This is a genomic window from Sphingomonas qilianensis (assembly GCF_039614825.1).
GTDB lineage: Bacteria > Pseudomonadota > Alphaproteobacteria > Sphingomonadales > Sphingomonadaceae > Sphingomonas > Sphingomonas qilianensis.
In genome coordinates this window covers 213,365-235,706 of sequence record NZ_JBDIMF010000004.1, presented here as the reverse complement: position 1 = coordinate 235,706, position 22,342 = coordinate 213,365, and the positions used below count along the sequence as shown (strand labels likewise).

Sequence of the window (22,342 nt, the reverse complement as noted above, 5' to 3'; positions counted from 1 at the left end):
GGCGGCATGGCGCGGCGCGAATTCGTCGCGTTCATTGCCGCGGTGATGGCGGTCAATGCGCTGGGCGTCGATCTGATGCTCCCCGCGCTGGCCGATATCGGCCACGAACTGTCGATCGTGGCGGCCAACCACCGTCAATGGATCATCACCGCCTATCTGCTGGGCTTTGGCGCCGGGCAGCTGGTCTATGGCCCGCTCGCCGATCGCTACGGGCGCAAGGTGATCCTGGTCGTCACGCTCGCCGGGTTCGTCGCGGCGAGCATTTTCGCTGCCAGTTCGGCGACGTTCGCGGCATTGCTCGGCGCGCGGTTGTTGCAGGGCTTGATGTCCGCCTCCACGCGCGTGCTGGCGGTGGCGATCGTCCGCGATGGCCAATCCGGCCGGCAAATGGCGCGCACGCTGTCGCTGGCGCAGATGATCTTCTTCCTCGTGCCGATCCTCGCGCCCAGCCTGGGGCAGCTGCTGCTCGGCATCGGCCCGTGGCGCTTCATCTTCTATGCGCTCGCCGGGTTCGCCGCCGCCGTGCTGGCCTGGGCGCTGCTCCGCTTGACGGAAACATTGCCCGCCGCGCGTCGCATCCCGCTGTCGCTCGCCTCGCTGCGTGAGGGTTACCGGCTCACGCTGACCAATCGCTTCTCCTTCGGCTATGCCGTCGCCGCGTCGCTCACCTTTGGCGGGATCATCGCCTTCGTCTCCTCGGCACAACAGATTTTCGTCGATGAATTCCATGCCGGCGCGCGTTTCACCCTGCTGTTTGCCTTGTGCGCGTTCGCCATGGGCTGTGCCTCGTTTGCCAACAGCCGGCTGGTCGAGCGGCTGGGTACGCGGCTGATCTCGCAAGCCGCGGTGTTCGGGTTGATCGCCTTGTCGCTGGTGCATCTCGCGGTGATCGGCGCGGGGCTCGAATCGCTGTGGACCTATATCCCGTTCCAGGCGCTGAGCATGACCTGTATCGGGCTGTGCGGCTCCAATTTCGGCGCCATGGCGATGGAGCCTGTCGGCCATATCGCGGGCACCGCCTCGTCGATCCAGGGCTTCATCACCAGCATCGGCGCGGTCGTCGTGGGGTCGCTGATCGGGCAATCGTATAACGGCACCACTTTCCCGCTGGCGATCGGCTATCTCGGCATCGGCCTTGCCGTGCTTGCCATCGTTTACGTCGTGGAGCGCGGCAAATTGTTTCGCCCGCATCGGGTTGCCGCCTGAGGCGGCGGCGCGGGGGCATCGCTGAATTCAGGGAATAATTGCTCCACCGCGGCCTGCAGGTCGCTGGGCCCGGGCAGCAGGTCGAACTGGTCGAGCAGCCGCGTCACGAGCCGCGCGCGGTGCGCGCCGATGCCCGGCATCCGCTCGAGCACGCGGTCGTCCGTTTCCGCCAGCCGTGCGGCGATATCGCCCAGTGTGCGGTATCCGGCCTGGGTCAGGATGCGGCGCAGTCCCTTGGGCAGCGCGGCCTGCGCCACCGGCAGATCGGCATCGCCCGCCTGTGGCGCGGCGTTGCGCAGCCGCGTGCGCGCGGCCTTTTCGCGCTTCAGCGTGCGGCGCACATGCCCCAGTTGCGCGCTGCTCAGCCCCAGTCGGCGGCCGATCTCGCGATAGGGCTGCCCCGCCGCGCGCAACGCCCGTGCCTGTTCCACGTTCGCCGCCGCCTGATCCGGTTTGCTCAGCATAAGCGCGATCGTCCAGGTACCTGCGGGTCAGCGCTGCGCCGCGATCCAGGCGTCGATCTTCTGCTCCAGCACCGGCATCGGCAGGGATCCCGAATCGAGCACCGCGGCGTGGAAGCCGCGCGGATCGAATTTGGCGCCCAGCGCCGCCTTGGCCCGGGCCTTGCACCGCAGGATCGTCAGCTGCCCGATCTTGTAGGCCAAAGCCTGGCCCGGAATGGCGATATAGCGCTCCACCTCGGCGGTGGCGTCGGTCTTGGCCATCGGCGAATTGTCGAGCATGTATTTGATCGCCTGCTCACGGCTCCAGCCCTTGGCGTGGATGCCCGTATCGACCACCAGCCGCATCGCGCGCAGCATCTCGTCGGAAAGCCCGCCCATGCGCTGATAGGGATCGGTTTCCATGCCCAGCTCCGGCCACAGCGTCTCGGCATATAGTGCCCAGCCTTCGACATAAGCGGTATTGCCGCCGAAGCGCATGAATGCCGGCAGTTTCTCGTTTTCCGCCGCCAGGCTGATCTGGAAATGATGCCCCGGCACGGCTTCGTGCAGGAACAAAGTCTCGGTGCCCCAGGTGTAGCGCGAGGGCAGATCATAAGTGTTGTAGAAGAACGTGCCGGGGCGCGATCCATCCACCGTGCCGTCCTGATAGGAGCCACCGGCATCGGTCTTTTCCTTATACGCCGGCACCGGGCGAATGACGAGCTGGCTGCGCGGAATGAGCGAGAATTGCTCGCGCACGCGCGCATCGATGCGCCGCCCGATCGCCTCGTAAGCAAGCCGCAATTCCTCCTTGGTCTTGGGCTGGAAGCGCGCATCGCTGCGCAGGAAGGTGAAGAAGTCGGCCAGCGTGCCGGTAAAGCCCGTCGCCGTTTTCTGCGTCTCCATATCCCTCAAAATGCGCGCCACTTCGGACAGGCCGAGCTGATGCACGTCCTCGGCCTTCAGCGGCAAGGTCGTGCTCTGCTGGATCAAGTAATCGTACAATTTGGCCCCGCCCGGCATCGCCGACAGTCCGATGCTGTCGCGCGCCGCCGCCAGATAGGTGCCGCTCAGGAAATCGCGCATGCGCTGGTGCGCCGGGATCAGCACGTCGCGGATCTGATTGGTATAGGCGGCGCGCCACCGCGCCTGTTCGGCCGCCGGGATCGTCTCGGGGAAGCTTTTCACCGGCCCGTAAAAGGTCGATCCCGCCACGCCCTGTGCGATGATATTGTCGAACTGCTCGATCATGTTGCGCACGGTCAGCTTGGGCTGCACCACGCCGCTTGCCATGCCCTGGCGGAAGCGCGCGATCGCCGCATCCAGCTGCCCGGCATATTGCGCGTTGCGCTTAAGATTATTCTCGTAGTCGAGCGCGTTCTTGAACGGCGCCGCGCCCTGGCCCGAGGCGATATCGGGATAGAAGCCCTGGATGCCGTTGAAATGATCCAGCGGCCGCACGATCGTCAGCGCGACGATATCGGGTTCCGAGCTGCGCAGGCTGCTGAGCGTGGCGAAACGGAACACGTCATAAGCGAGCTGATCGACCGGCGTCAGCTTGGCGCGCTGGATCGCATCCAGGCGCCGTAGATCGCTCTGGCTCGCGGCGCGCTCGGCGGCGATCGCGGCGTCGGAGAAGAAATCGCCCAGCCGGTCGGCATAGCGCAGGTCGCCGCGGAACAGCGCGCTGATCGGATTGCGCTTGAGGCTCGCTTCATCGCTGTCGTGGAACAATTGCTTGAGCCTGGCATCCTCCGGCCCGTCGCCCGGCGCGGCCACCGGCTTGGCCAGTTGCTGCGCCGCGACCGGCGCGGCGACGAGAAGGGTGGAGGCGAGCAGGGCGGCGAGCCGCAGCGGTGTCATGATCATGGTAAACAGGCCTAGGTCGCCGTCGTGCGGGGAGCAAGGCCGGGGCGTCGGCAAACCTGTGATTGTCGGCGGCCAACAATTCGGGGCATACCGTCGGCGGGCCCGATCGCCCACTTGGGGATGCATGACGACACCGACGATTTTGACGCACCTCGATCGCCTCGAAGCCGAAAGCATCCAGATCCTGCGCGAAGTGGTGGCCGAGGCCGAGCGTCCGGTAATGCTCTATTCGGTGGGCAAGGATAGCGCGGTGATGCTGCATCTGGCGCGCAAGGCCTTTTATCCCGCGCCGCCGCCCTTTCCGCTGCTGCATGTCGATACGACGTGGAAATTCCGCGACATGTATGCGCTGCGGGACCGGATGGCGCAGGAAAGCGGCATGGACTTGCTCGTCCATCGCAATCCCGATGCCGAGGCGCGCGGCATCAACCCGTTCGATCATGGCGGCTTGCACACCGATCTGTGGAAGACCGAAGGGTTGAAACAGGCGCTCGACAAATACGGCTTCGATGCCGCGTTCGGCGGTGCCCGGCGTGACGAGGAAAAGTCCCGCGCCAAGGAGCGCGTGTTCAGCTTCCGCTCGACCAATCATCGCTGGGATCCCAAGAACCAGCGCCCCGAACTGTGGCATCTGTACAATGCCCGCAAAGCCAAGGGGGAGAGCATCCGCGTCTTCCCGATCTCCAACTGGACCGAGCTCGATATCTGGCAATATATCCAGGCGGAGGACATCCCGATCGTGCCGCTCTATTTCGCCGCCCCGCGCCCGACGGTGGAGCGCGATGGCATGCTGCTGATGGTCGATGACGATCGCTTCCGGTTGGCACCGGGCGAGGTGCCGGTCGAACGCTCGATCCGCTTCCGCACCTTGGGCTGCTATCCGCTCACCGGTGCGGTGGAAAGCGAGGCGACCACCTTGTCGCAGGTGATCCAGGAAATGCTGCTCACCACCACCAGCGAACGCCAGGGCCGCGCGATCGATCACGATCAGGCGGGCAGCATGGAGAAGAAGAAGCAGGAGGGGTATTTCTGATGGGCGCGCTAGAATTCACTCCCCTCCCTCTTAGGGAGGGGCCGGGGGTGGGTAGCGTCCAGGCGTTACGGAAACCACGTGCTCAAACGGCACCGTATCGTGTGCATCGACCCACCCCCAACCCCTCCCTTTCAGGGAGGGGAGCACGATGAGCGCTTACGTCACCGACGCCCTCATCGCCTCGGACATCGACGCGTACCTCCACGGCCACGCGCATAAATCGCTGCTCCGCTTCATCACCTGCGGCAGCGTGGACGACGGCAAATCCACGCTGATCGGTCGCCTGCTCTACGACAGCAAGACGATCTTCGAGGATCAGTTCAGCCAGCTCGAAGCCGACAGCAAACGCGTCGGCACGCAGGGGCAGAACATCGATTTCGCGCTCCTCGTCGATGGCCTCGCCGCGGAGCGCGAACAGGGCATCACGATCGATGTCGCCTATCGCTTTTTCTCCACCGAAAAGCGCAAGTTCATCGTCGCCGATACGCCCGGCCACGAACAATATACGCGCAACATGGTCACTGGCGCCTCGACCGCCGATCTCGCGGTGATCCTGATCGATGCGCGCAAGGGCGTGCTGACGCAGACGCGGCGGCATTCCTATCTCTGCCACCTGATCGGCATCCGCAATCTCGTGCTCGCGGTCAACAAGATGGATCTGGTCGGCTATGATCAGGCTACATACGATGCCATCGTTGCCGATTACACGGAGTTCGCCGAGAGCATCGGCATCACGTCGTTCACCGCACTGCCGATCTCAGGCTTCGCCGGCGACAATATCACCACGCTGTCGCCCAATACGCAGTGGTATGCTGGCCCCACGCTGATCGAGCATCTCGAATCCGTCCCGCTTGAGGTCGAGGCGGAACAGGCCAAGCCGTTCCGCATGGCGGTGCAATGGGTCAATCGCCCCAATCTCGACTTCCGCGGCTTCTCCGGCATGATCGCGAGTGGCAGCATTACGCCCGGCGACAGGATCCGCGTGCTGCCCTCGGGCCGCACCTCGACGATCACGCGCATCGTCACCGCCGATGGCGATCTGCTCCTCGCCGTCGCCGGCCAGTCGGTCACGCTGACTTTCGCCGACGAAGTGGATTGTTCGCGCGGCGATGTCATCGCTGCCGCCGACAATCCGCCGCAGGCCGCCGATCAGTTCGAGGCGACGATCGTGTGGATGGCGGAGGAGCCCTTGCTCCCCGGCCGCGCCTTGTGGCTCAAGCTGGGCACGCGCACGGTCTCGGCAACGGTGCAGGCGCCCAAGCACGCCATCGATGTCAACACGATGGCCAGATTGTCGGTCAAGACGCTCGGGCTCAACGATATCGGCGTGGCCGAAGTGTATACCGATCGCGACATCGCGTTCGAGCCCTATGCCGACAGCCATGAGTTGGGCGGGTTCATCCTGATCGACAAGATCACCAATGCCACGGTCGCCGCGGGCATGCTCAATTTCGCGCTGCGCCGCAGCCAGAACGTCCACTGGCAGGCGATCGACATCACGCGTGAGGCGCATGCGCGGCTAAAGGGGCAGAATCCCAAATTGCTGTGGTTCACCGGCCTGTCCGGCTCGGGCAAATCGACCATCGCCAATCTGGTGGAGAAGAAATTGCACGCGCTCGGGCGGCATTCCTTCCTGCTCGATGGCGACAATATCCGCCACGGGCTCAACAAGGATCTCGATTTCTCCGATGCCGGGCGGATCGAGAATATCCGCCGCGTGGGGGAGGTCGCCAAGTTGATGACCGATGCCGGGCTGATCGTGCTCACCGCGTTCATCTCGCCGTTCCGCGTCGAGCGCGCGCTGGTGCGCAATATGCTGCCCGCGGGCGAGTTCGTCGAAGTGTTCGTCGATACCCCGCTCGATGTGGCCGAGGCGCGCGACGTGAAGGGCCTGTATGCCAATGCGCGGTCGGGCGCATTGCGCAACTTCACCGGCATCGACAGCCCCTATGAGGCGCCGGTCAATCCCGAGATCCGCGTCGATACGACGCGTGAAAGCCCCGAAGCGGCGGCCGAGCGCATCGTCGAGCATGTCATGGGCGTATGGAGTCACGATCTGTGAACGACGCGGAATTGGCGCGGGACATTGCCGAGGAGGCGGGGCGGTTGCTGCTGGCGATCCGCGCCGAGGGCCGTGAGGACGGCAAGGCGCTCGGCGTGCGCGGCGATCACGAGGCGAATGCGCTGATCCTCGCCCGGCTGGCGGCGGCGCGGCCCGGCGATGCCATTCTGTCGGAAGAAGCCGGCGACGATCGCGTGCGCTGCGCCTGCCCGCGCGTGTGGATCGTCGATCCGCTCGATGGCACGCGCGAATATTCGGAAGGGCGCGATGATTGGGCGGTGCATGTCGCGCTCGCGGTCGATCGCGTGCCGCTGATCGGCGCCGTGGCCTTGCCCGCGCAAGGCGTCACGTTCGACAGCGGGCAGCAGTTCGCGACGATCGAAACGCCCCGCCGCCCGCGCATGGTGGTCAGCCGCACACGCCCGCCAGAGGCGGCGCTCACCGTCGCCCGGGCGCTCGATGCCGAGCTGATCCCGATGGGTTCGGCCGGTGCCAAGGCCATGGCCGTGGTCGATGGCCGTGCCGACATCTATCTGCATGCCGGCGGGCAATATGAATGGGATAATTGCGCCCCCGCCGCAGTGGCGATCGCCGCGGGCCTCAGCGCCACGCGGCTCGACGGTGCGGCGCTTGTTTATAATTGCGAAGACCCGATGCTGCCCGATCTGCTGATCTGCCGCGCGGAATTGCGGGATGTCGTCCTGGCGATTTTGGCGGGAACCTAACCCCTTCGTCACCCCGGGCTTGTTCCGGGGTCCACCGGGCGGCACGCGAAGCGCACGCGCATTTGGCCACCAGCCAAGCGGCTTAGTGGACCCCGGACCAGGTCCGGGGTGACGGTGGGGGTAAGGAATAAGGTGGGGAGCTTCTGTTGCTCGGTGCTCCCCGTACCGCCGGAATCCGCTTCTGTTGCCCGGTGCGGTCCAACCGCGCTTTTGTCGTTAGTAAACTAGACCGTTAGGTCCGGTTTACGCCGCAATCGCGAGTGCATCGTTGTCGTTAGCACTTGTGGTTTTGAGCCTATAAACGGTTACTCAGCCGTGGCAAAAACAGCGCCTTTGAACACACGTCGATCCTGCTTCGGCCCCGTCAGAACCTGCCCGTGCCTGAAAGGCTTGAGAGCGGGTTGTGGTGGAGCCGCCGGGTACTGCCCCCGGGTCCGTTGCGTCTATTATGCGCCGCCATTTATCACCATAGTCTCCGGGGCAAGCCCCTTATGACAGGTCGGATATAGGAACAGGCGCAGGATTTGCAAAGCCCCGCCTTTTACTCGCCACAAATTCGCGGCATGGGGGGAGTATAATGCTCACCCAGCGATCCCGTTACGCGCTTCGTGCGATGCTGTTCCTGGCCGAAGCGCCGGCCGGCAGCCCGCCGATCCCGATGGGCCGCATCGCCGCGCAGGCCAATGTGCCGCGCAAGTTCCTCGAACTGATCCTCGCCGATCTGCGCGAGGCGGGCTTTTTGCACAGCCACCGCGGCAAGATGGGCGGCTATTGCCTGTCGCGCCCGACGCACCTGATTTCCCTGGGCGAGATCATCCGCGTGATCGAGGGGCCACTGGCGCTGGTGCCCTGCGTCAGCCGCACCGCGTACCGCTCGTGCAACGATTGCCAGGACGAGGCGACCTGCGCGATTCGCCACGCCATGATGCGCGTGCGCGATGAAACCGCGCGCATCCTCGATGGCACCAGCCTCGCCGATGCCGCCGCCGAGGAGCTGGCGGCCGCCTAACAACAACCGTCACCCCGGACTTGGTCCGGGGTCCACCAAGCGGTTTTCGCAACGACTGACGTTTTGCGGCATCGGTTGCGGCACAGTGGGCCCCGGACCAAGTCCGGGGTGACGGGTTGGGTTAAGTGCGCACCTTCCGCAACTCATCCCGAATATCCCGCAGCAGCGCGATATCAGCCGGCTCGACTGCCGGCGCCACCGGTGCCTCGTCCGGCTTGGGCACCAGCCGGTTCACAACGCGGATCAGCAGGAAGATGATGAACGCCAGGATCAGGAAATTGACCGCGGCGGTCACGAACGCGCCATAGCCCCACACCGACACGCCGGCCTTTTTCAGCGCGGCATAATCGGTCGATCCGGCCAGCGCGGCGGGCGCCTTGCCCAGCACGACGAAATAGCTCGAGAAATCGAGCCCGCCGGTGATCCAGCCGATCACCGGCATGATGATGTCGTCGGTCAGCGAGGTCACGATCTTGCCGAACGCCGCGCCGATGATCACCGCCACGGCCAGATCGAGCACGTTGCCCCGCGCAATGAACGCCTTGAACTCCTTGAACATATCGCGCGGCCTTCCGATTTCGCGTAGCGGTGGTTACGCTAGCCGCCTATCACCGCGCTTGCCAAGGTTGGAGATCCCAGATGAACACTCGTGCCGCTATTGCCATGATGTCCGCCGTCATGCTGTCCGCATGCGGGATCAACAGCGTTCCCACTGCCGAGGAAAATGCCAAGGCGCGCTGGGCCGATGTGCAGAACCAGTATCAGCGCCGCGCCGATCTCATCCCCAATCTCGTCTCCACCGTGAAGGCGGCAGGCGCGCAGGAGAAGGACATTCTCGTCCAGGTGACGCAGGCGCGCGGCGCCGCCAGCCAGGTCCGGTTGTCGGGCGAGCAATTGAGCGATCCCGCCGCCATGGCCAATTTCGAGCGCGCGCAGGGCGCGGTAACCTTGTCGCTGCAGCGCCTGCAGGAGGCGTATCCCGAGCTCAAGAGCCAGGGCAATTACACCACTTTGATGAGCCAGCTCGAGGGCACCGAGAACCGCATCACCATCGCGCGCAACGATTATAACGGCGCGGTGCAGGCCTATAACACGCGCATCCGCACCTTCCCCGACGCGATCGGCGCCAAGGTGTTCTACGGCGCCAAGCCGCTGGTGCCGTTCCAGGCGACGACGCCCGGCGCGGAAACCGCCCCGACGGTCAATTTCGGTAGCTGAGCCGCCTTCCGGGGCCGCCATCGTGCGGCCCCTTTCTCCAGCGGGAAGGCCAAGGTGTGGCTCCGAGTTCATTGTCCCTCACCGTGCAGCGCCTCTGGGCCGGTATCGCGCTGGCGCTGCTGTGCCTCGTCGCGCTGCCCGCGCAGGCGCAGACCTTCCCCAAATTCACCGGGTTGGTGGTCGATGACGCCAACGTGCTGCCCCCCGCGGTCGAAGCCGAGCTGACCACCAAGCTGGAGGCGCTGCAAAAGGATACCAACCGGCAGCTGGTCGTCGCCACGATCGCCGATCTGCAGGGCTATCCGCTGGAAGATTATGGCTACAAGCTCGGCCGCGCCTGGGGCGTGGGGCTGAAGGATGCCGATAACGGCGCGATCCTGTTCATCGCGCCCAACAATCCAGCCGGTCAGCGCGGGCCGCGGATCGAGGTCGGGCGCGGGCTCGAACCGATCCTCACCGATGCGCTGAGCAGCGTGATCATCAATACGGAGATGATGCCGCGGCTGCAGAATGGCGGCGACGTGCCCGGCGCGCTGACCGCCGGCGCCGATGCGATCATCGCGCAGCTGCGCGCCTCGCCCGAAGAAGCGCAGGCCAAGGTCGATGCCTCGGTCGCCGCGTTCGACAAGGCGCAGCCGCGCGCGCGCCGGCAAAGCGGCGGCGGCGTGCCGTTCGGGCTGATCTTCTGGGCGCTGGTGCTCGGCTTTGTCGGCCTGTCGTTCCTGCGCCGTAAAAGTGGCCGGGGGCAGCGCTATCGCGGCAATGGCGGTGGCAGCGGGATCTTGCCGGTCGTCTTGTGGTCGATCGCCAATGAAATCGGCAACAGCGCGATGCGCGGCGGCGGCGGCGGCGGCTGGGGCGGCGGTGGCGATTCCGGCGGCGGCGGCTGGGGTGGCGGCGGCTTCACCGGCGGCGGTGGCGGCTCGTTTGGGGGCGGTGGCGCCTCGGGGAGCTGGTGATGCGATTGACCGAACAGGATCATGCCACGGTCACCGCCGCGGTGGCGGCGGCCGAGCGGCACACAGCGGGCGAGATCGTCACCGTCGTGGCGCGACGGTCCGATCAATATAATGACGTGGCGGCGCATGCCGGCGTGCTGGCAATGCTGCTGGTGCTGGCCGTGCTGTCGATCTGGCCGCAGCTCGCCGCGCGGCTGGAAGCCTTATTCTATGATCCTTGGCAAGGCCCGCATCCGGGCGCGCCTTATGCCATCGCGCTCGTGCTGGCGGCGCTCGCCTTCCTCGTCGGGCGCTATGCGCTGGCGTCGCTCCCCTTGCGCATCGCGCTCACGCCCGGCGCGACCAAGACGCGGCGGGCGCGCGCGCGCGCGCTCGATCTGTTCCGCGCCAGCGCCGAAAAGCGCACCGCCGGCGCCACCGGCGTGCTGATCTATCTCAGCCTCGATGAGCATCGCGCCGAGCTGATCGCCGATGCCGCGATCCACGGCAAAGTGCCGCCCGAAATCTGGGGTGCGGCGATGGCCGCGCTGATCGCGGCGGTCAAGGATGACCGCCCGGGGGATGGCATGGCCGCGGCGGTGGCGCAGGTCGGCGTCGTGCTGGCCGAGCATTTCCCGCGCGTCACCGGGGATCGCAACGAACTCCCCGACAGGCTGATCGAATTATGAGCGACGACCCGGTGGAAACCGTCTGGCAGGGCCGCTTCATCGCCGCCAAGCGGCAGGGCAAATGGGAATATGTCGCGCGCGCGCGCAATATCCAGGCCGCCGTCATCGTGGCGATCGATGCGGACGATCATGTCCTGCTGGTTGAGCAATATCGCGTGCCGCTCGGGCGCCGCTGCCTCGAACTGCCCGCCGGCCTGGTCGGCGATGAAACGGAGGGCGAGGACGTCCTCGAGTCCGCCGGGCGCGAGCTGGAGGAGGAAACCGGCTACCGCGCCGCGCGACTCGTGTCGCTGGGCATGTTCTATTCCTCTCCCGGGATGGTCAGCGAAGGCTTCACCCTGGTCCGCGCCACCGGCCTGACCCGGGTGGCCGAGGGCGGCGGCACGGCGGACGAGGATATCGCCGTCCACCGCGTCGCGCTGGCGGCGTTGCCGGCGTTCGTCGCCGCCAAGCGTGCCGAAGGCGTGGCGATCGACGTCAAGATGCTGCTGCTGATCAGCGGCGCGCTGCTCGACCCCGCCGCGTAGCGATCACCCCGGCGATCGAGCGCCACGCTGGTTGAGGAGCAACCCCGGCGAACGAGCGCCACCCTGATTGGTGACCATCCCCCCGCCGTCACCCCGGACTTGTTCCGGGGTCTGCCGCGCCGCAAGCTACGCCATCGCCAGCGGCGCGGTGGACCCCGGAACAAGTCCGGGGTGACAGATAGTGAGGCAACCGACCTGCGATAGCCGGGGAACGACCCCGGCCCGATGTCGAGTAGGTCGAATCCTACCGGAAATTATCCGCATAGGCCTGCAGCTTCAGCTTGCGCTCGGGCGCCGCGATCACCGTGAAGGCCAGTCCCTCGCGCTCGGCATAAGCGATCGCCGCCTCGGCGGTGGGGAAACCAAGCTTCACCTGATCGCGCGTATCGCCCGAACCTGCCCAGCCGGTCAGCGGATCGGGCTTCTTGGGCTCGGCCGGCTCGAATTCCAGCACCCAGGCGTCGGTGCGCGCGCGGCCGGACTGGGTGGAGTTTTTGGGGCGCTGGAAGATGCGGGCGGTGGGCAAGGGGTTGGGCATTGGGGGGCGGTCCTTCGAATCCTGCCCGCGTCTCTATCGCGGTTGGCGCGCGCGTGCATCCGCATTTTTCGTCCGCATTGTCGCCGCCGCGGATGCCGGGTCGTCGGGCCAGGGGTGGCGCGGATAGCGCCCGCGCATCTCGCGCGCCACATCGGCCCAGCTGCCCGCCCAGAATCCGGGCAGGTCACGCGTGGTCTGGATCGGGCGCCCCGCGGGGGAAGTGAGGCTCAGCACCAGCGGCACGCGCCCGCCGCCGATCATCGGATGCGTCGCCAGGCCGAACAATTGCTGCGGGCGCAGATCGACGCGCGGGCCGCCCTCGGCCTCGTAATCGATCGGATGGCTGCTGCCGGCCGGGCTGTCGAAATGCGTCGGGGCGAGGCGGTCGATCGTGCGCATCGCGTCCCAGCCGATCAGGTTGCGCAGCGCGTCGGTCAGCGCGCCGGGCTCGATCGCGCTCAGCCGGCGCTTGCCGTCCAATAAAGACACGAGCCATTCGTCCGCGCGCGCCAGCAGCGCGGCATCGTCCAGCGCCACATCGCTGCCGCCATGCTGCGCAGCAAAAGCGGCACGGTGGCGCAAGGCCAGCGCGGCATCGCTCCACGGCAACAGCCCCAGCCCATGCGTGCGCAGTCCCTCCCCCAGCGCCGCCGCGATCGCCGCCGGTTCCGCCGCACTATCGGGGCCGCTCGCCAGCCGGATCGCGCCCAGCCGGCGCTCGCGCATCGCCTGCACGCCCCCGGTGGCGGGATCGAAGTTCACGCTCCGCCGCGTCTCGATCCGGTCGCCGAACAGCGTTTCCACCATCGCCTGGTCGATCGCCGCGGCGGACAGGATCCGCGCGCCCGCTGCCATGCCCTGCGTCTCGGCCACGGCGAGCCAGTCATTGCGGGCAAGCGACGTGGCGGAGTCCAGTTTGAATCCGCGCCCGCCCGCCGACGCCCAGGTTTCGCCGCTCGAGTCGCGACGCCGCGCGATACGATCCGGAAAGGCCAGCGCGATGCAGATGCCGACCTCTTCCCCCCTCCCGCTTGCGGGAGGGGAGCCAGCTGTGCCCACCTTCTCGCCAGCTTCCGCCCGCCCTCGGCCCGTGCCCCACGTTCCCCGCGCCAGCGCCGCAGCCGCGCTTCCAGATCCGGATCATTCCCGCCCAGCCCACGCTCGCCCAGCAGCACGGCGATCTCCGCTGCGGTCTGCGCCAGCCCCATCTCGCCCGCGCGCACCAGCATATGCCCCAGCCGCGGCGGCAGTGGCAGCTTGGCAATGGCGTGGCCATGCGGCGTCGGCCGGCTATCCGCGTCGATCGCGCCCAGCGCCGCCAGCCGCGCGCGCGCCTCGGCCACCGCCGCGGCGGGCGGCGGATCGAGCCACGCCAGCGAGCGCGGATCCGCCACGCCCCACAAGGCGCAATCCAGCGTCAGCGCGGAGAGATCGGCCTCCAGGATCTCCGGCGGATCGAACCGTGGCAGCCCGGCGGTCGCCGCCTCCTCCCACAGCCGATAGGCCGCGCCCGGTCCCTGCCGCGCCGCGCGCCCCGCGCGCTGCGTCACCGCGGCCTGGCTCGCGCGTTCGGTCACCAATCGTGTCATCCCCGCGGCGCGATCATAGCGCGGGCGCCGCGCCAGCCCCGAATCCACCACCACGCGGATGCCATCCAGCGTCAGGCTGGTTTCCGCGATCGACGTCGCCAGCACGATCTTGCGCCGCCCCTCGGCATCGGGCTGGATCGCCGCGCGCTGCGTCTGCGGGTCCAGGCTGCCGTGCAGCCGGTGCAGCACGATGCCGTCGCCCAGCCCCTCCAGCCGCTCGGCGGTGCGCTCGATCTCCGCCACGCCGGGCAGGAAGGCGAGCACGCCGCCTTGTTCGTCGCGCAGCGCCGTGCGGATGGCGGCGGCGATCGAGTCCTCGATCCGCGCTTCCGCCGCGCGCCCGAGATACTGCAGCTTCAGCGGATAGGAGCGCCCCTCGCTCTCGATCACCGGCGCGCCTCCCATCAGCCCGGAGAAGCGCCCGCCATCCAGCGTGGCGGACATCGCCACCAGCCGCAGATCGGGGCGCAGCGCGCCCTGCACGTCGAGCGCCAGCGCCAGCCCGAAATCGCTGTCCAGGCTGCGCTCATGCACTTCGTCGAATAACACGGCGGAAACGCCGGCCAGCTCGGGATCGGCCTGGATGCGGTTGACGAAAATGCCCTCGGTGACGACCGTCACGCGCGTGCTTGCGGAACGCTTGCTGTCCATCCGCGTGGCATAGCCGAAGGTCTGCCCCACCGGCTCGCCCGCCTGCGCCGCCATCCGCTCGGCGGCGGCGCGCGCCGCCAGCCGGCGCGGCGAGAGCAGCAGGATCTCGCCGCTGCACCACGGTTCCGCCAGCAGGGCAGGGGCCACCGCCGTCGTCTTGCCCGCGCCCGGCGGCGCGACCAGCACGGCGTTGGATCCGTCGCGGAGAGCGGCGAGCAGGTCGGGCAGGACGGCAAGGATCGGCAGGTCGGTCATCGGCGCTGTGCTGCTGCCACAAACGGCATCCGATAGCACAGCGACATTTTCGCGCGATCCTCCGTTCGCGTCACCCCAGCGCACGCTGGGGTCTCATGCGGCTCTCGTTCAGCGCCCGCCGCTTGAGATCCCAGCGTGCGCTGGGATGACCACCTAGGCGCTCAGCGTCCTAGTATCTCACGCCGCAGCAATGTTAAGCCGCACTGCAGCAATGGAGAATCACGTGGCCGGCCACCATCATCATCACGGCCACGCGCATGGCGCAGCGCACGGGGGGCACGGGGGGCACGGCGGCCACCACGGGCATGATCATGCCCCGCCCGCCGATTTCAGCCGCGCCTTCGCGATCGGCATCGCGCTCAATCTCGCCTTCGTGGTGATCGAGGCGATTTACGGTTTTGCCGCCAATTCGGTCGCGCTGCTCGCCGATGCCGGGCACAATCTGTCCGACGTGCTCGGCCTCGCGGTGGCCTGGGCCGGCGCCACGCTGGCCGCGCGCCCGCCCTCCAAGCGCTTCACGTATGGCCTGCGCGGCTCCTCGATCCTGGCGGCGTTGCTCAACGCGCTGTTGCTGATGGTGGCGCTGGGCGCGATCGTGCTGGAGGCGGTGCAGCGCATCGGCGAACCCACTTCGGTGCTGGGGCCGACCGTCGCGGTGGTGGCCGGCGTCGGCATCCTCGTCAACGGCGTCACCGCCTGGCTGTTCGCCCGCGGGCGCAAGGGCGACATCAACATCCGCGGCGCCTTCCTGCACATGGCGGCGGACGCATTGGTCTCGGCCGGCGTGGTCGTCGCCGGGCTGGTCATCTGGCGCACCGGGCTCAGCTGGATCGATCCGCTTGTCAGCCTGGTCATCGCCGCGTTGATCTTCTGGCAGACCTGGGGATTGCTGCGCGAATCGGTCGAGATGTCCTTGGGCGCGGTGCCGCGCGGGATCGAGTTCGATCATGTCGATGAGGCGCTATGCGAGCTGCCGGGCGTGGTGCGCGTGCACGATCTGCATATCTGGCCGATGAGCACGACCGAGCCGGTGCTCACCGCGCATCTCGTCATGCCCGCGGGTCAGCCCGGCGACGCGTTCCTGAATGCGGCCCGCACCATGCTGCACGACAAGTTCGGCATCGGCCACGCCACGTTGCAGGTCGAAACCGGGCGGGAAGAGTGCGCGATGGCCGATACCGCCACCGTTTAGCGCTCAGTACGCGCGCGCCACGGCGAACTCGACCGCCTCGATCATCGCCTCCTTGGCCTGGCCGGCGGCGAACCCGCCCAGCGCATCGATCGCGCGCTGCGCATAATGCCGCGCGCGCGCCAGCGTATCGTCGATCGCGCGGGTCGAGCGGATCAGCCCCACGGCATGCGCGAAATCGTCATCGCTCGCGCGGTGCCCCTCCATCGCCGCCTTCCAGAACACGCGCTCCTCGGGCCCGCCGCGCGCATAGGCCAGGATCACCGGCAGCGTCGCCTTGCCCTCGCGGAAATCGTCGCCGGCATCCTTGCCCATCGTCCCCGCGTCCGACACGTAATCGATCGCATCGTCGACCAGCTGGAACGCGATGCCGAGATTGCGGCCATAGGCATCCAGCGCCGCTTCTTCCGCCTCGGGCCGTTCCGCCACCACCGCGGCGATGCGGCACGCCGCGGCAAACAGCGCCGCGGTCTTCGCGCCGATGATATCGAGATAGCGCTCCTCGCTCGTCTCCACGCGCCTGGCCGCGGTCAGCTGGTTGACCTCGCCTTCCGCGATCACCGCGCTGGCGTTGGACAGGATCTTGAGCACTTTGAGGCTGCCATCCTCGACCATCAGCTCGAAGCTGCGGCTGAACAGGAAATCGCCCACCAGCACGCTCGCCGGATTGCCCCAGATCAGATTGGCGGTGCGCTTGCCGCGGCGCAGATCGCTGCCATCCACCACATCGTCGTGCAGCAGCGTCGCGGTGTGGATGAACTCCACCGCCGCGGCCAGCCGGTAATGCCGGTTGCCGGTATAGCCCAGCAGCCTTGCGCTCGCCAGCGTCAGCATCGGCCGCATGCGCTTGCCCCCGCCGGCGATCAGATGCCCGGCCAGCTCCGGAATCAGCGGAATCTGCGATTGCATGCGATCCAGGATCGCCGCGTTGACCATGTTCATGTCCCCCGCGACCAGCTGGACCATGGGGTCGAGCGAGGGCGCGCGGCCGTGGCGCGCGTCGAGGCGGTGGAGGGTGGCGCTCATGTCCCCGCCATGTGGCGACAGGGCGCGCCAAAGGCAAGCCTTTCGGGCTTGCGCCAGGCCCCCGCGCCCCGCACAAGACGCGCGGCAATGGGGGAGACAGGCACGTGACCGACGAGACGCTGAGCGGCTTTCGCCAGAGCATCGACAATATCGATGCCGCGCTCGTCTTCCTGCTCGCCGAACGCTTCAAGGTCACGCAGGCGGTGGGGCGCTACAAGGCGACCAGCGGCCTCCCCCCGGCCGATCCGGGGCGCGAGGAGGCGCAGATCGCGCGGCTCCGCGGGCTCGCCAAGCAGGCCGATCTCGATCCCGAATTCAGCGAAAAATTCCTCCGCTTCATCATCGATGAAGTAATCCGCCACCACGAGCGGCTCGCCGCCGAAGGCTGAGCGTTCGCTCAGTCCTTCGGCCGCACCCGCCACAGCGACACGTCGTCATCGATCAGCAGGGTTTGCCGCTCGCCCCGGGCGTCGGCCACATCCGTGTCGTAGGAGGACCGCGTCTCCGTCAGCACGAGCTTTTTCGTCCTGGCATCATAGGCGCCGTCGAGGCGGATGGCATAGCCGATCGGGCAGGGCCGCGCACGCGGCAGCGCACGGTCGCAATCCGTTAGCCGCGTCCCGTCGCGCAGCGCCGGATACACCCATCGGGCGCCGCTGGTGATGCTGATCGTGGCAAATTCGGGATAGGCGCCCGATTCCCCCTGCACATTGGCATTATAGGCGTCGCCCGCCAGCCGCAGGGCATAAGGCCCGCACGTGACATAGCGGATCAGGAATCCACGAATGTCGTCTTCCCCGGTCGCGCCGGGCAGCGGGGCGATCAGCGTCGCCGGATCGATCACCAGGCGCCGGGGATAGCTGCGATCGAGCGTCGCCGCATCGGCGCTTGCGCGGATCGAAAAGCGGTAGCGCACGGGATCGCACAGGATGGTGATGCGCGGCCGATCGTCCCTGGCCGGGTCGATCACCTGCGGGTCGAAGCCCGGCGGTTCCGGCGGGGGCGCCGGCGCGGGCTGCTGCGCAATCCCGAGAGCCAGGGCGATCCAGAACATGGCCGCAACCTATCGCACCAGCCGCCGCCCGCAAGGTCAAACCTCCGGCGGCCGGTCCCCCCGGGCCGCCCCTGAGCCCAGCCCCCGCACCACCGCCGCGCCGTGCGCGATCCCGCGCCGATCCGCCGCCGCGTCCGCCCGGCCCGCGGCCTTGCGCGCGCGCTGGCGGTCGAAGCGGTCGAGCTGCCGTTCGAGCCGCGCATAGACCGCGTTGGTGTCGCGCGCGCGCGGCCGCGCCCCCGGCGCGCCGCCCGCGCCGCGCACCTGCTGCCGGTGCAGCCACAGCAATTGCAGCGCCGCGTCGACGGTCATGCCGGAAATCAGCAGCTCGGGCGCGATCTCGCCCAGCTCCCGCGCTGCGCTTGCACCCCGATCCGCATCCGGCCCGCCGCCGCCCGCGCGCGACAGCTCCAGCATGGCGCAGCCCGCCGCGAGCAGCGCGCCTTCGATCCGCTCATAGCCCACCGCCAGCGCCTCGTCCCAGCCCTGCGCAAACGCCGCCCAGCGCGCGCGGTGATTATAGGCGGAGGCCACGCTCAGCCCCACTGCGGCGCACGCCGCGCGCACGTTGCAGCATCCGGCCAGCGCCGCCAGGAACCGCGCCTCGATCCGCGGCGTCCATTGCCTGAGCCGCGCGCGCGCGATCTGCGTGCGCCGCCCGTTGCCGCCACGCACCACCAGTTCCTCCCCCGCCAGCGCGCGCCAGCCCGCCGCCGGCGTCATCCCCGCCGCACCGCCGCGCTGCGCCGTCAGCCGCGCCCGCGCGCTGGCCAGCGCCGCGTCCAGCTCGGCGCGGAATGCGGGGTCGGTCTTGCGGTGCAGCGTTACCCATGACGCCGACACCTTGGCCCGCTCCGCCGCCAACGTCCGATTCCCCGTCTCCGCCACCGCCGCCATGAAGGCGGCGCGGCGGGCCGGGCTGGTCTTTGCGCTCATGGTAATGTGTTCCCTTGGGCTGTGACAGGAACGGATCAGATATGCTGGATTGGGGTCTGTAGGACAGCCCGGCGTCGAGATTTGGCGAGAGCTAAATCGCGACCGGCACCGAAGCCGGCCGGCGGCGCCACAGCGGTTTCGGACGACGTGGTCTATTGCTTTTTGCTGAGGGTCGTTCCGCCTAAAAGTCGATCACATCGTTCCAGTCCGACAATTGGAATCAGACCCAATGAGACGGATGTCCCGTCTCATTGGGCTGTCTCGCTGGCTCATACTCTTTTGGACGTTTCCGCCGGTCGAGACAGAACGCCATCGCGGGGCAATCCAAATCGGTGTCCGGCGAAAAAGGTCTTTCAAGCATTCGCCAAGGAAAGAAGCTGCGCATCGATCACGTCCGGTACTAGAGCCGCTGACCCCGGGACCGAACTCATAAATTCTTCGATCCACAACCAGTCTGGCAAGCCCCCAACCGAAGGTAGCAGTATTTCGGTCGCACGCATTCTTTCAGCAGTCCACTTCCGCCCATAGCTAAAGCGGAAAGCCTCTTTGCGAATAATCGCGCACAGAAATAATCCAATGTTTTCGGTAAGCTTAAACTTCGGGTACAGCACGTTTACATCGTCAGACGCGAAAAACGGAGTCGGTTGATAAAATGCCTCACCGACGCTACCGTTATAGCTTACGGTAATTAAATTACCTAAGTGCTTAGCAGCGGCGCCGATCTTCTGACGTATCCCATTGTTCTTATCGATCGCACTAACAAATGGAATTTCTCCATCTGTCATCTTAGATTGAGTAAGACGCAGTCCCTTTTTAATCTCAAAAAGATTATCAAGTCTATATAGCGACCACCCGACCGTGGATATTTCCACGATCTTTGAGCCAGATGCCGAAGCCTGATACTTGCTCACGTCTAGGTCTGCGGAAACGCTTCCTATCCATGCAGGAAAATCCGCCACCGCCGGAATCTCTAATGTTCGGAGGGTACGATTGGCCTCTCTGCCGAACGCAGAATATCTAAAGCGGTTATGACGGATCGCTAGGCAGACATACAGCTTCTGGGCCAAGGTGAGTTCCACGAGCGGCGTCAGAACCGCGACGTTTTGCGCGGTATAAAATTCTTCAAGCTGAACAAATGATGCAAGCAGCTTTGTCCCGCCTAAGGCAACCGTTAAACTTCCCGCCGGATATGGCTCCTTATCAAACAAACGAGCCACGGTCGCCGAGACGCCGTGATGAACCGACGATCGCCCAACAAAATTAACACCGCCACCTGCTTTATCAACAAGTAACATTTTGTTGAGGTCCAACTTACTTCCATACTCAACATTGAATACCGAATTCAGCTTAACCATTATACTGCATCTTCTTGCAGATCGCCATGCGTGATCTTAAAGGCTAGATAGTTTCGAACCTCTTTCTCGAAGTCCTTCGGCGTGATCGTGGTGTAGTCCGTCTGCATATAAGCTTCGGCGCACCATTCATCTGCATCCGTCACTTTACGAGAAACACTATATCCTTGTATTATTTCCCGGTTCCGAAACGTCTCTACCCAATGATCTCTAGTATCATTCCAGGTTCGATTTTGATCGATCCTACCCAAATGTTTCGTGCGCACGTACCCGTCATCACTCCAATATCCGAACCAAGTTTTCTTTTTAGATACTGAATGCGGCTTATGGGCAGTGAATACCATGACACATGCAATCACCCCGACAGGTGCGAATAAGTCAACTGGCAATGACATGACAGCTTCTAGGGTATGAAGACGCAAAAGCTCCGCACGCGCTTTATGGGGCGAGATCGCGCAATTGATTGGTATGATAGCAATGCCCGTTGCGCCCGGAGTTAGGCACTCTAACATTTTTAAGACGAAGTATAGTTCATGCAACTCTTCATCGTCTTGCGAGTAAGGTGGGTTAATCAGCCCTACGTCGCAATTACGAAGCTTGATCTCTTTCAGAATGTCAGGCTCAAAAAAAGAGGCCTGATGAAGATTTGCTTTTCCGTCTCCACGTAAAAGCATATTGCTTGCAGCGAGAGCATACATATTTGGCTGCTGCTCAACCCCAATCAATCCATTCTTCTTTATGGATTCTTTCTCACTTTCAGTAATTGCAGTCTTGAACATCTGGTGCATAGCGGCGATGAGGAAGCCGCCGGTTCCTGCACAAGGATCAAGAACTTTGCTATCCTTATTAACGTTGGCTAGTAACGCAAATAGTTCCGTTATATGTCTAGGTGTAAGAACAATACCTAGGGCTTTCTTGTCTCCGCCAGTGTATTTAAGGAATTCGCCGTAGAACTGGCCAACAACGTCAAAGTCATGGTATACACTAATAAATGGCCAAACTTTGTCATTCAGTCGCGTGATAAGTTCGTTTAATACGCCCCGGGGATACCTTTTATTAGGCTTTGGAAGTTCCGGATGCGCCGCGATAGCGGTATATGGTAAAACTACAGTCAGAAGCTTTGACTTCGGAAGCTCAGCTTCCGACAGTTCGGTCTTGATAGCAGACAGCCAAGCAGCCGGTAGCTTATCCGGGGTATAGTCGTTGAACGTTTTAGCGAATATTTTGTTTCGCAGCGCTATCAATGTTCCACTAACGAAAAGCGGCTTCTCGCTCTCACTGGCTTTAATATCGGATCGCATAAAGTCGTGAAGTTCGCGCGAGAACGCCATCAAATCGGCCTGTCTTACCGACTGGACGGCAGGATCAAAGGTTGCATGTTCTATATAGTCAGGCCATGGAATTAGGTCATCAACCGGGGTGCCCCCCTTCGTTGTAAGGCGCTTAGGCTTTTCAGCGTCCCTCGTATGCAAATACGTCGATATGATAAGTTCAGCAGACGTTTGCCCGCTAACTCCGACAGCGATTACATTAAACGCTTTTGAAAGGTGCTTTGCGTAATGTAACGCACCATCCACGGCGAAGCGCGACACTCTTCTTCTATACTCGTCTGGCATTTCCCCGGCGGGCCAGACAGCAGATCGATTGCGGCGGTGGTTGAAGCATGATCGGCTACCGATGCTTTGCATTCAACGACCATGATAAAGTCCGGCGTGCTCGGATCGCTGACGATAAACTCCGGCGCGCCCTTACCGCCGCCGCCCGCCTTGCTTGCTGCCGAAAGCGCTTTACGCGCCGCTTCGATCAGCGTCGCTTGTTCGGTCACGACTACCCCGCTTCCCGGCTGATTATAGCCAAGGTTACGATATCGGTCACGGACGAGGTTTTCTGTGTCGCGCTCGTTTTTCGGTTTCAACTTTGGCAATCTGCTATCCTATCAAACGCCCGATGCGCCGGAAACGTGAAGGCTCCTTATGATCGAAGGACTGATCATGCCGCAATCCCGCCAATCCATTATGTTGGTCACAATGTTG

General features: G+C 65.1%; 21 protein-coding genes, 1 other RNA gene and 1 pseudogene. 11 read left to right on the top strand and 12 right to left on the bottom strand.

From position 1 onward, the window contains the following. Positions 1 to 6: 6 nt before the first annotated feature. Entirely contained in the window at positions 7 to 1,206 is a 1,200-nt protein-coding gene (locus ABC969_RS11255; RefSeq protein WP_345865165.1) for a multidrug effflux MFS transporter, read from the top strand. On the opposite strand, the gene ABC969_RS11250 is transcribed toward ABC969_RS11255, so the two are convergent. Beyond that, positions 1,155 to 1,670 (bottom strand): hypothetical protein, encoded by a 516-nt coding sequence (locus tag ABC969_RS11250; protein WP_345865011.1) that lies wholly within the window; start codon positions 1,668 to 1,670, stop codon positions 1,155 to 1,157. The two genes, ABC969_RS11255 and ABC969_RS11250, sit on opposite strands and share 52 nt — an antisense overlap. Positions 1,671 to 1,697: 27 nt before the next feature. After that, positions 1,698 to 3,512, bottom strand: a complete 1,815-nt coding sequence (locus ABC969_RS11245; protein ID WP_345865164.1) for a DUF885 domain-containing protein — start codon at positions 3,510 to 3,512, stop codon at positions 1,698 to 1,700. 130 nt (positions 3,513 to 3,642) lie between these two features. Between ABC969_RS11245 and cysD the strand changes: the two genes are divergently transcribed. The 3 genes from cysD (at position 3,643) to ABC969_RS11230 (ending at position 7,338) form a co-directional block, all read left to right on the top strand. Continuing rightward, entirely contained in the window at positions 3,643 to 4,551 is a 909-nt protein-coding gene (gene cysD / locus ABC969_RS11240; RefSeq protein ID WP_345865009.1) for a sulfate adenylyltransferase subunit CysD, read from the top strand. A gap of 148 nt (positions 4,552 to 4,699) precedes the next feature. Further along, positions 4,700 to 6,613, top strand: a complete 1,914-nt coding sequence (gene cysN, locus ABC969_RS11235; RefSeq protein ID WP_345865007.1) for a sulfate adenylyltransferase subunit CysN — start codon at positions 4,700 to 4,702, stop codon at positions 6,611 to 6,613. Next, entirely contained in the window at positions 6,610 to 7,338 is a 729-nt protein-coding gene (locus ABC969_RS11230; RefSeq protein ID WP_380808318.1) for a 3'(2'),5'-bisphosphate nucleotidase CysQ, read from the top strand. Before cysN ends, ABC969_RS11230 begins: the two co-directional genes overlap by 4 nt. 170 nt (positions 7,339 to 7,508) lie before the next feature. Here the strand turns inward: ABC969_RS11230 and ssrA are convergent. Continuing rightward, positions 7,509 to 7,873, bottom strand: a transfer-messenger RNA (tmRNA) gene (ssrA, locus tag ABC969_RS11225). A gap of 42 nt (positions 7,874 to 7,915) precedes the next feature. Between ssrA and ABC969_RS11220 the strand changes: the two genes are divergently transcribed. After that, positions 7,916 to 8,347 (top strand): RrF2 family transcriptional regulator, encoded by a 432-nt coding sequence (locus ABC969_RS11220; RefSeq protein ID WP_345865004.1) that lies wholly within the window; start codon positions 7,916 to 7,918, stop codon positions 8,345 to 8,347. A gap of 121 nt (positions 8,348 to 8,468) precedes the next feature. On the opposite strand, the gene mscL is transcribed toward ABC969_RS11220, so the two are convergent. Then, positions 8,469 to 8,906, bottom strand: coding sequence for a large conductance mechanosensitive channel protein MscL (gene mscL / locus ABC969_RS11215; protein ID WP_345865002.1), 438 nt, complete (start codon positions 8,904 to 8,906; stop codon positions 8,469 to 8,471). Positions 8,907 to 8,986: 80 nt separating this feature from the next. Between mscL and ABC969_RS11210 the strand changes: the two genes are divergently transcribed. The 4 genes from ABC969_RS11210 (at position 8,987) to ABC969_RS11195 (ending at position 11,719) form a co-directional block, all read left to right on the top strand. After that, positions 8,987 to 9,565 carry a LemA family protein gene (locus tag ABC969_RS11210; RefSeq protein WP_345865000.1) on the top strand — a complete coding sequence of 193 codons (579 nt, stop codon included), beginning with the start codon at positions 8,987 to 8,989 and terminating at the stop codon, positions 9,563 to 9,565. Positions 9,566 to 9,636: 71 nt separating this feature from the next. Continuing rightward, positions 9,637 to 10,524 (top strand): TPM domain-containing protein, encoded by an 888-nt coding sequence (locus ABC969_RS11205; protein ID WP_345864999.1) that lies wholly within the window; start codon positions 9,637 to 9,639, stop codon positions 10,522 to 10,524. Beyond that, the gene (locus tag ABC969_RS11200) at positions 10,524 to 11,192 is read left to right on the top strand and encodes a TPM domain-containing protein (protein WP_345864998.1); all 669 of its coding nucleotides are present in this window, start codon (positions 10,524 to 10,526) and stop codon (positions 11,190 to 11,192) included. Before ABC969_RS11205 ends, ABC969_RS11200 begins: the two co-directional genes overlap by 1 nt. Next, positions 11,189 to 11,719, top strand: a complete 531-nt coding sequence (locus ABC969_RS11195) for an NUDIX hydrolase (protein WP_345864996.1) — start codon at positions 11,189 to 11,191, stop codon at positions 11,717 to 11,719. Before ABC969_RS11200 ends, ABC969_RS11195 begins: the two co-directional genes overlap by 4 nt. A 244-nt stretch (positions 11,720 to 11,963) precedes the next feature. On the opposite strand, the gene ABC969_RS11190 is transcribed toward ABC969_RS11195, so the two are convergent. Together ABC969_RS11190 and hrpB are read right to left on the bottom strand one after the other, a co-directional pair. Beyond that, a complete protein-coding gene (locus ABC969_RS11190; RefSeq protein WP_427916130.1) occupies positions 11,964 to 12,257 on the bottom strand; it encodes an ETC complex I subunit in 294 nt (97 codons plus the stop codon). Positions 12,258 to 12,290: 33 nt separating this feature from the next. Further along, positions 12,291 to 14,752: pseudogene (hrpB, locus tag ABC969_RS11185) on the bottom strand (ATP-dependent helicase HrpB). 223 nt (positions 14,753 to 14,975) lie between these two features. On the opposite strand from hrpB, the gene ABC969_RS11180 reads away from it, so the two are divergent. Beyond that, positions 14,976 to 15,944: a cation diffusion facilitator family transporter gene (locus ABC969_RS11180; RefSeq protein WP_345864995.1), complete on the top strand. Its 969-nt coding sequence runs from the start codon at positions 14,976 to 14,978 to the stop codon at positions 15,942 to 15,944. 3 nt (positions 15,945 to 15,947) lie between these two features. Here ABC969_RS11180 and ABC969_RS11175 read toward each other — a convergent pair whose 3' ends face one another. Beyond that, positions 15,948 to 16,967, bottom strand: coding sequence for a polyprenyl synthetase family protein (locus ABC969_RS11175; protein ID WP_345864993.1), 1,020 nt, complete (start codon positions 16,965 to 16,967; stop codon positions 15,948 to 15,950). A gap of 104 nt (positions 16,968 to 17,071) precedes the next feature. Here ABC969_RS11175 and ABC969_RS11170 point away from each other — a divergent pair, with 104 nt between their 5' ends. Continuing rightward, positions 17,072 to 17,356 (top strand): chorismate mutase, encoded by a 285-nt coding sequence (locus ABC969_RS11170; RefSeq protein WP_345864992.1) that lies wholly within the window; start codon positions 17,072 to 17,074, stop codon positions 17,354 to 17,356. 8 nt (positions 17,357 to 17,364) lie between these two features. Here the strand turns inward: ABC969_RS11170 and ABC969_RS11165 are convergent, their stop codons facing one another. The 5 genes from ABC969_RS11165 to ABC969_RS11145 all read right to left on the bottom strand — a co-directional run bounded on the left by ABC969_RS11165 (position 17,365) and on the right by ABC969_RS11145 (position 22,233). Then, entirely contained in the window at positions 17,365 to 18,021 is a 657-nt protein-coding gene (locus tag ABC969_RS11165) for a hypothetical protein (protein WP_345864990.1), read from the bottom strand. Positions 18,022 to 18,057: 36 nt separating this feature from the next. After that, positions 18,058 to 18,957: a hypothetical protein gene (locus ABC969_RS11160; RefSeq protein WP_345864988.1), complete on the bottom strand. Its 900-nt coding sequence runs from the start codon at positions 18,955 to 18,957 to the stop codon at positions 18,058 to 18,060. Between the two features lie 353 nt (positions 18,958 to 19,310). Continuing rightward, on the bottom strand, positions 19,311 to 20,312 hold the full coding sequence (locus ABC969_RS11155; protein WP_345864986.1) for a restriction endonuclease subunit S: 1,002 nt from the start codon (positions 20,310 to 20,312) through the stop codon (positions 19,311 to 19,313). Further along, a complete protein-coding gene (locus tag ABC969_RS11150) occupies positions 20,312 to 21,901 on the bottom strand; it encodes an HsdM family class I SAM-dependent methyltransferase (RefSeq protein WP_345864985.1) in 1,590 nt (529 codons plus the stop codon). Before ABC969_RS11150 ends, ABC969_RS11155 begins: the two co-directional genes overlap by 1 nt. Next, a complete protein-coding gene (locus ABC969_RS11145) occupies positions 21,835 to 22,233 on the bottom strand; it encodes a hypothetical protein (protein ID WP_345864983.1) in 399 nt (132 codons plus the stop codon). Before ABC969_RS11145 ends, ABC969_RS11150 begins: the two co-directional genes overlap by 67 nt. Positions 22,234 to 22,342 lie beyond the last annotated feature (109 nt).

What these genes read in the sequence shown, in the direction of transcription:
- ABC969_RS11255 (WP_345865165.1), top strand. Translation starts at nt 7, where the DNA reads ATGGCGCGGCGCGAATTCGTCGCGTTCATTGCCGCGGTGATGGCGGTC.
- cysN (WP_345865007.1), top strand. Translation starts at nt 4,700, where the DNA reads ATGAGCGCTTACGTCACCGACGCCCTCATCGCCTCGGACATCGACGCG.
- cysD (WP_345865009.1), top strand. Translation starts at nt 3,643, where the DNA reads ATGACGACACCGACGATTTTGACGCACCTCGATCGCCTCGAAGCCGAA.
- ABC969_RS11190 (WP_427916130.1), bottom strand. Translation starts at nt 12,257, where the DNA reads ATGCCCAACCCCTTGCCCACCGCCCGCATCTTCCAGCGCCCCAAAAAC.
- ABC969_RS11155 (WP_345864986.1), bottom strand. Translation starts at nt 20,312, where the DNA reads ATGGTTAAGCTGAATTCGGTATTCAATGTTGAGTATGGAAGTAAGTTG.
- ABC969_RS11160 (WP_345864988.1), bottom strand. Translation starts at nt 18,957, where the DNA reads ATGAGCGCAAAGACCAGCCCGGCCCGCCGCGCCGCCTTCATGGCGGCG.
- ABC969_RS11165 (WP_345864990.1), bottom strand. Translation starts at nt 18,021, where the DNA reads ATGTTCTGGATCGCCCTGGCTCTCGGGATTGCGCAGCAGCCCGCGCCG.
- mscL (WP_345865002.1), bottom strand. Translation starts at nt 8,906, where the DNA reads ATGTTCAAGGAGTTCAAGGCGTTCATTGCGCGGGGCAACGTGCTCGAT.
- ABC969_RS11250 (WP_345865011.1), bottom strand. Translation starts at nt 1,670, where the DNA reads ATGCTGAGCAAACCGGATCAGGCGGCGGCGAACGTGGAACAGGCACGG.
- ABC969_RS11210 (WP_345865000.1), top strand. Translation starts at nt 8,987, where the DNA reads ATGAACACTCGTGCCGCTATTGCCATGATGTCCGCCGTCATGCTGTCC.
- ABC969_RS11195 (WP_345864996.1), top strand. Translation starts at nt 11,189, where the DNA reads ATGAGCGACGACCCGGTGGAAACCGTCTGGCAGGGCCGCTTCATCGCC.
- ABC969_RS11175 (WP_345864993.1), bottom strand. Translation starts at nt 16,967, where the DNA reads ATGAGCGCCACCCTCCACCGCCTCGACGCGCGCCACGGCCGCGCGCCC.
- ABC969_RS11200 (WP_345864998.1), top strand. Translation starts at nt 10,524, where the DNA reads ATGCGATTGACCGAACAGGATCATGCCACGGTCACCGCCGCGGTGGCG.
- ABC969_RS11245 (WP_345865164.1), bottom strand. Translation starts at nt 3,512, where the DNA reads ATGACACCGCTGCGGCTCGCCGCCCTGCTCGCCTCCACCCTTCTCGTC.
- ABC969_RS11220 (WP_345865004.1), top strand. Translation starts at nt 7,916, where the DNA reads ATGCTCACCCAGCGATCCCGTTACGCGCTTCGTGCGATGCTGTTCCTG.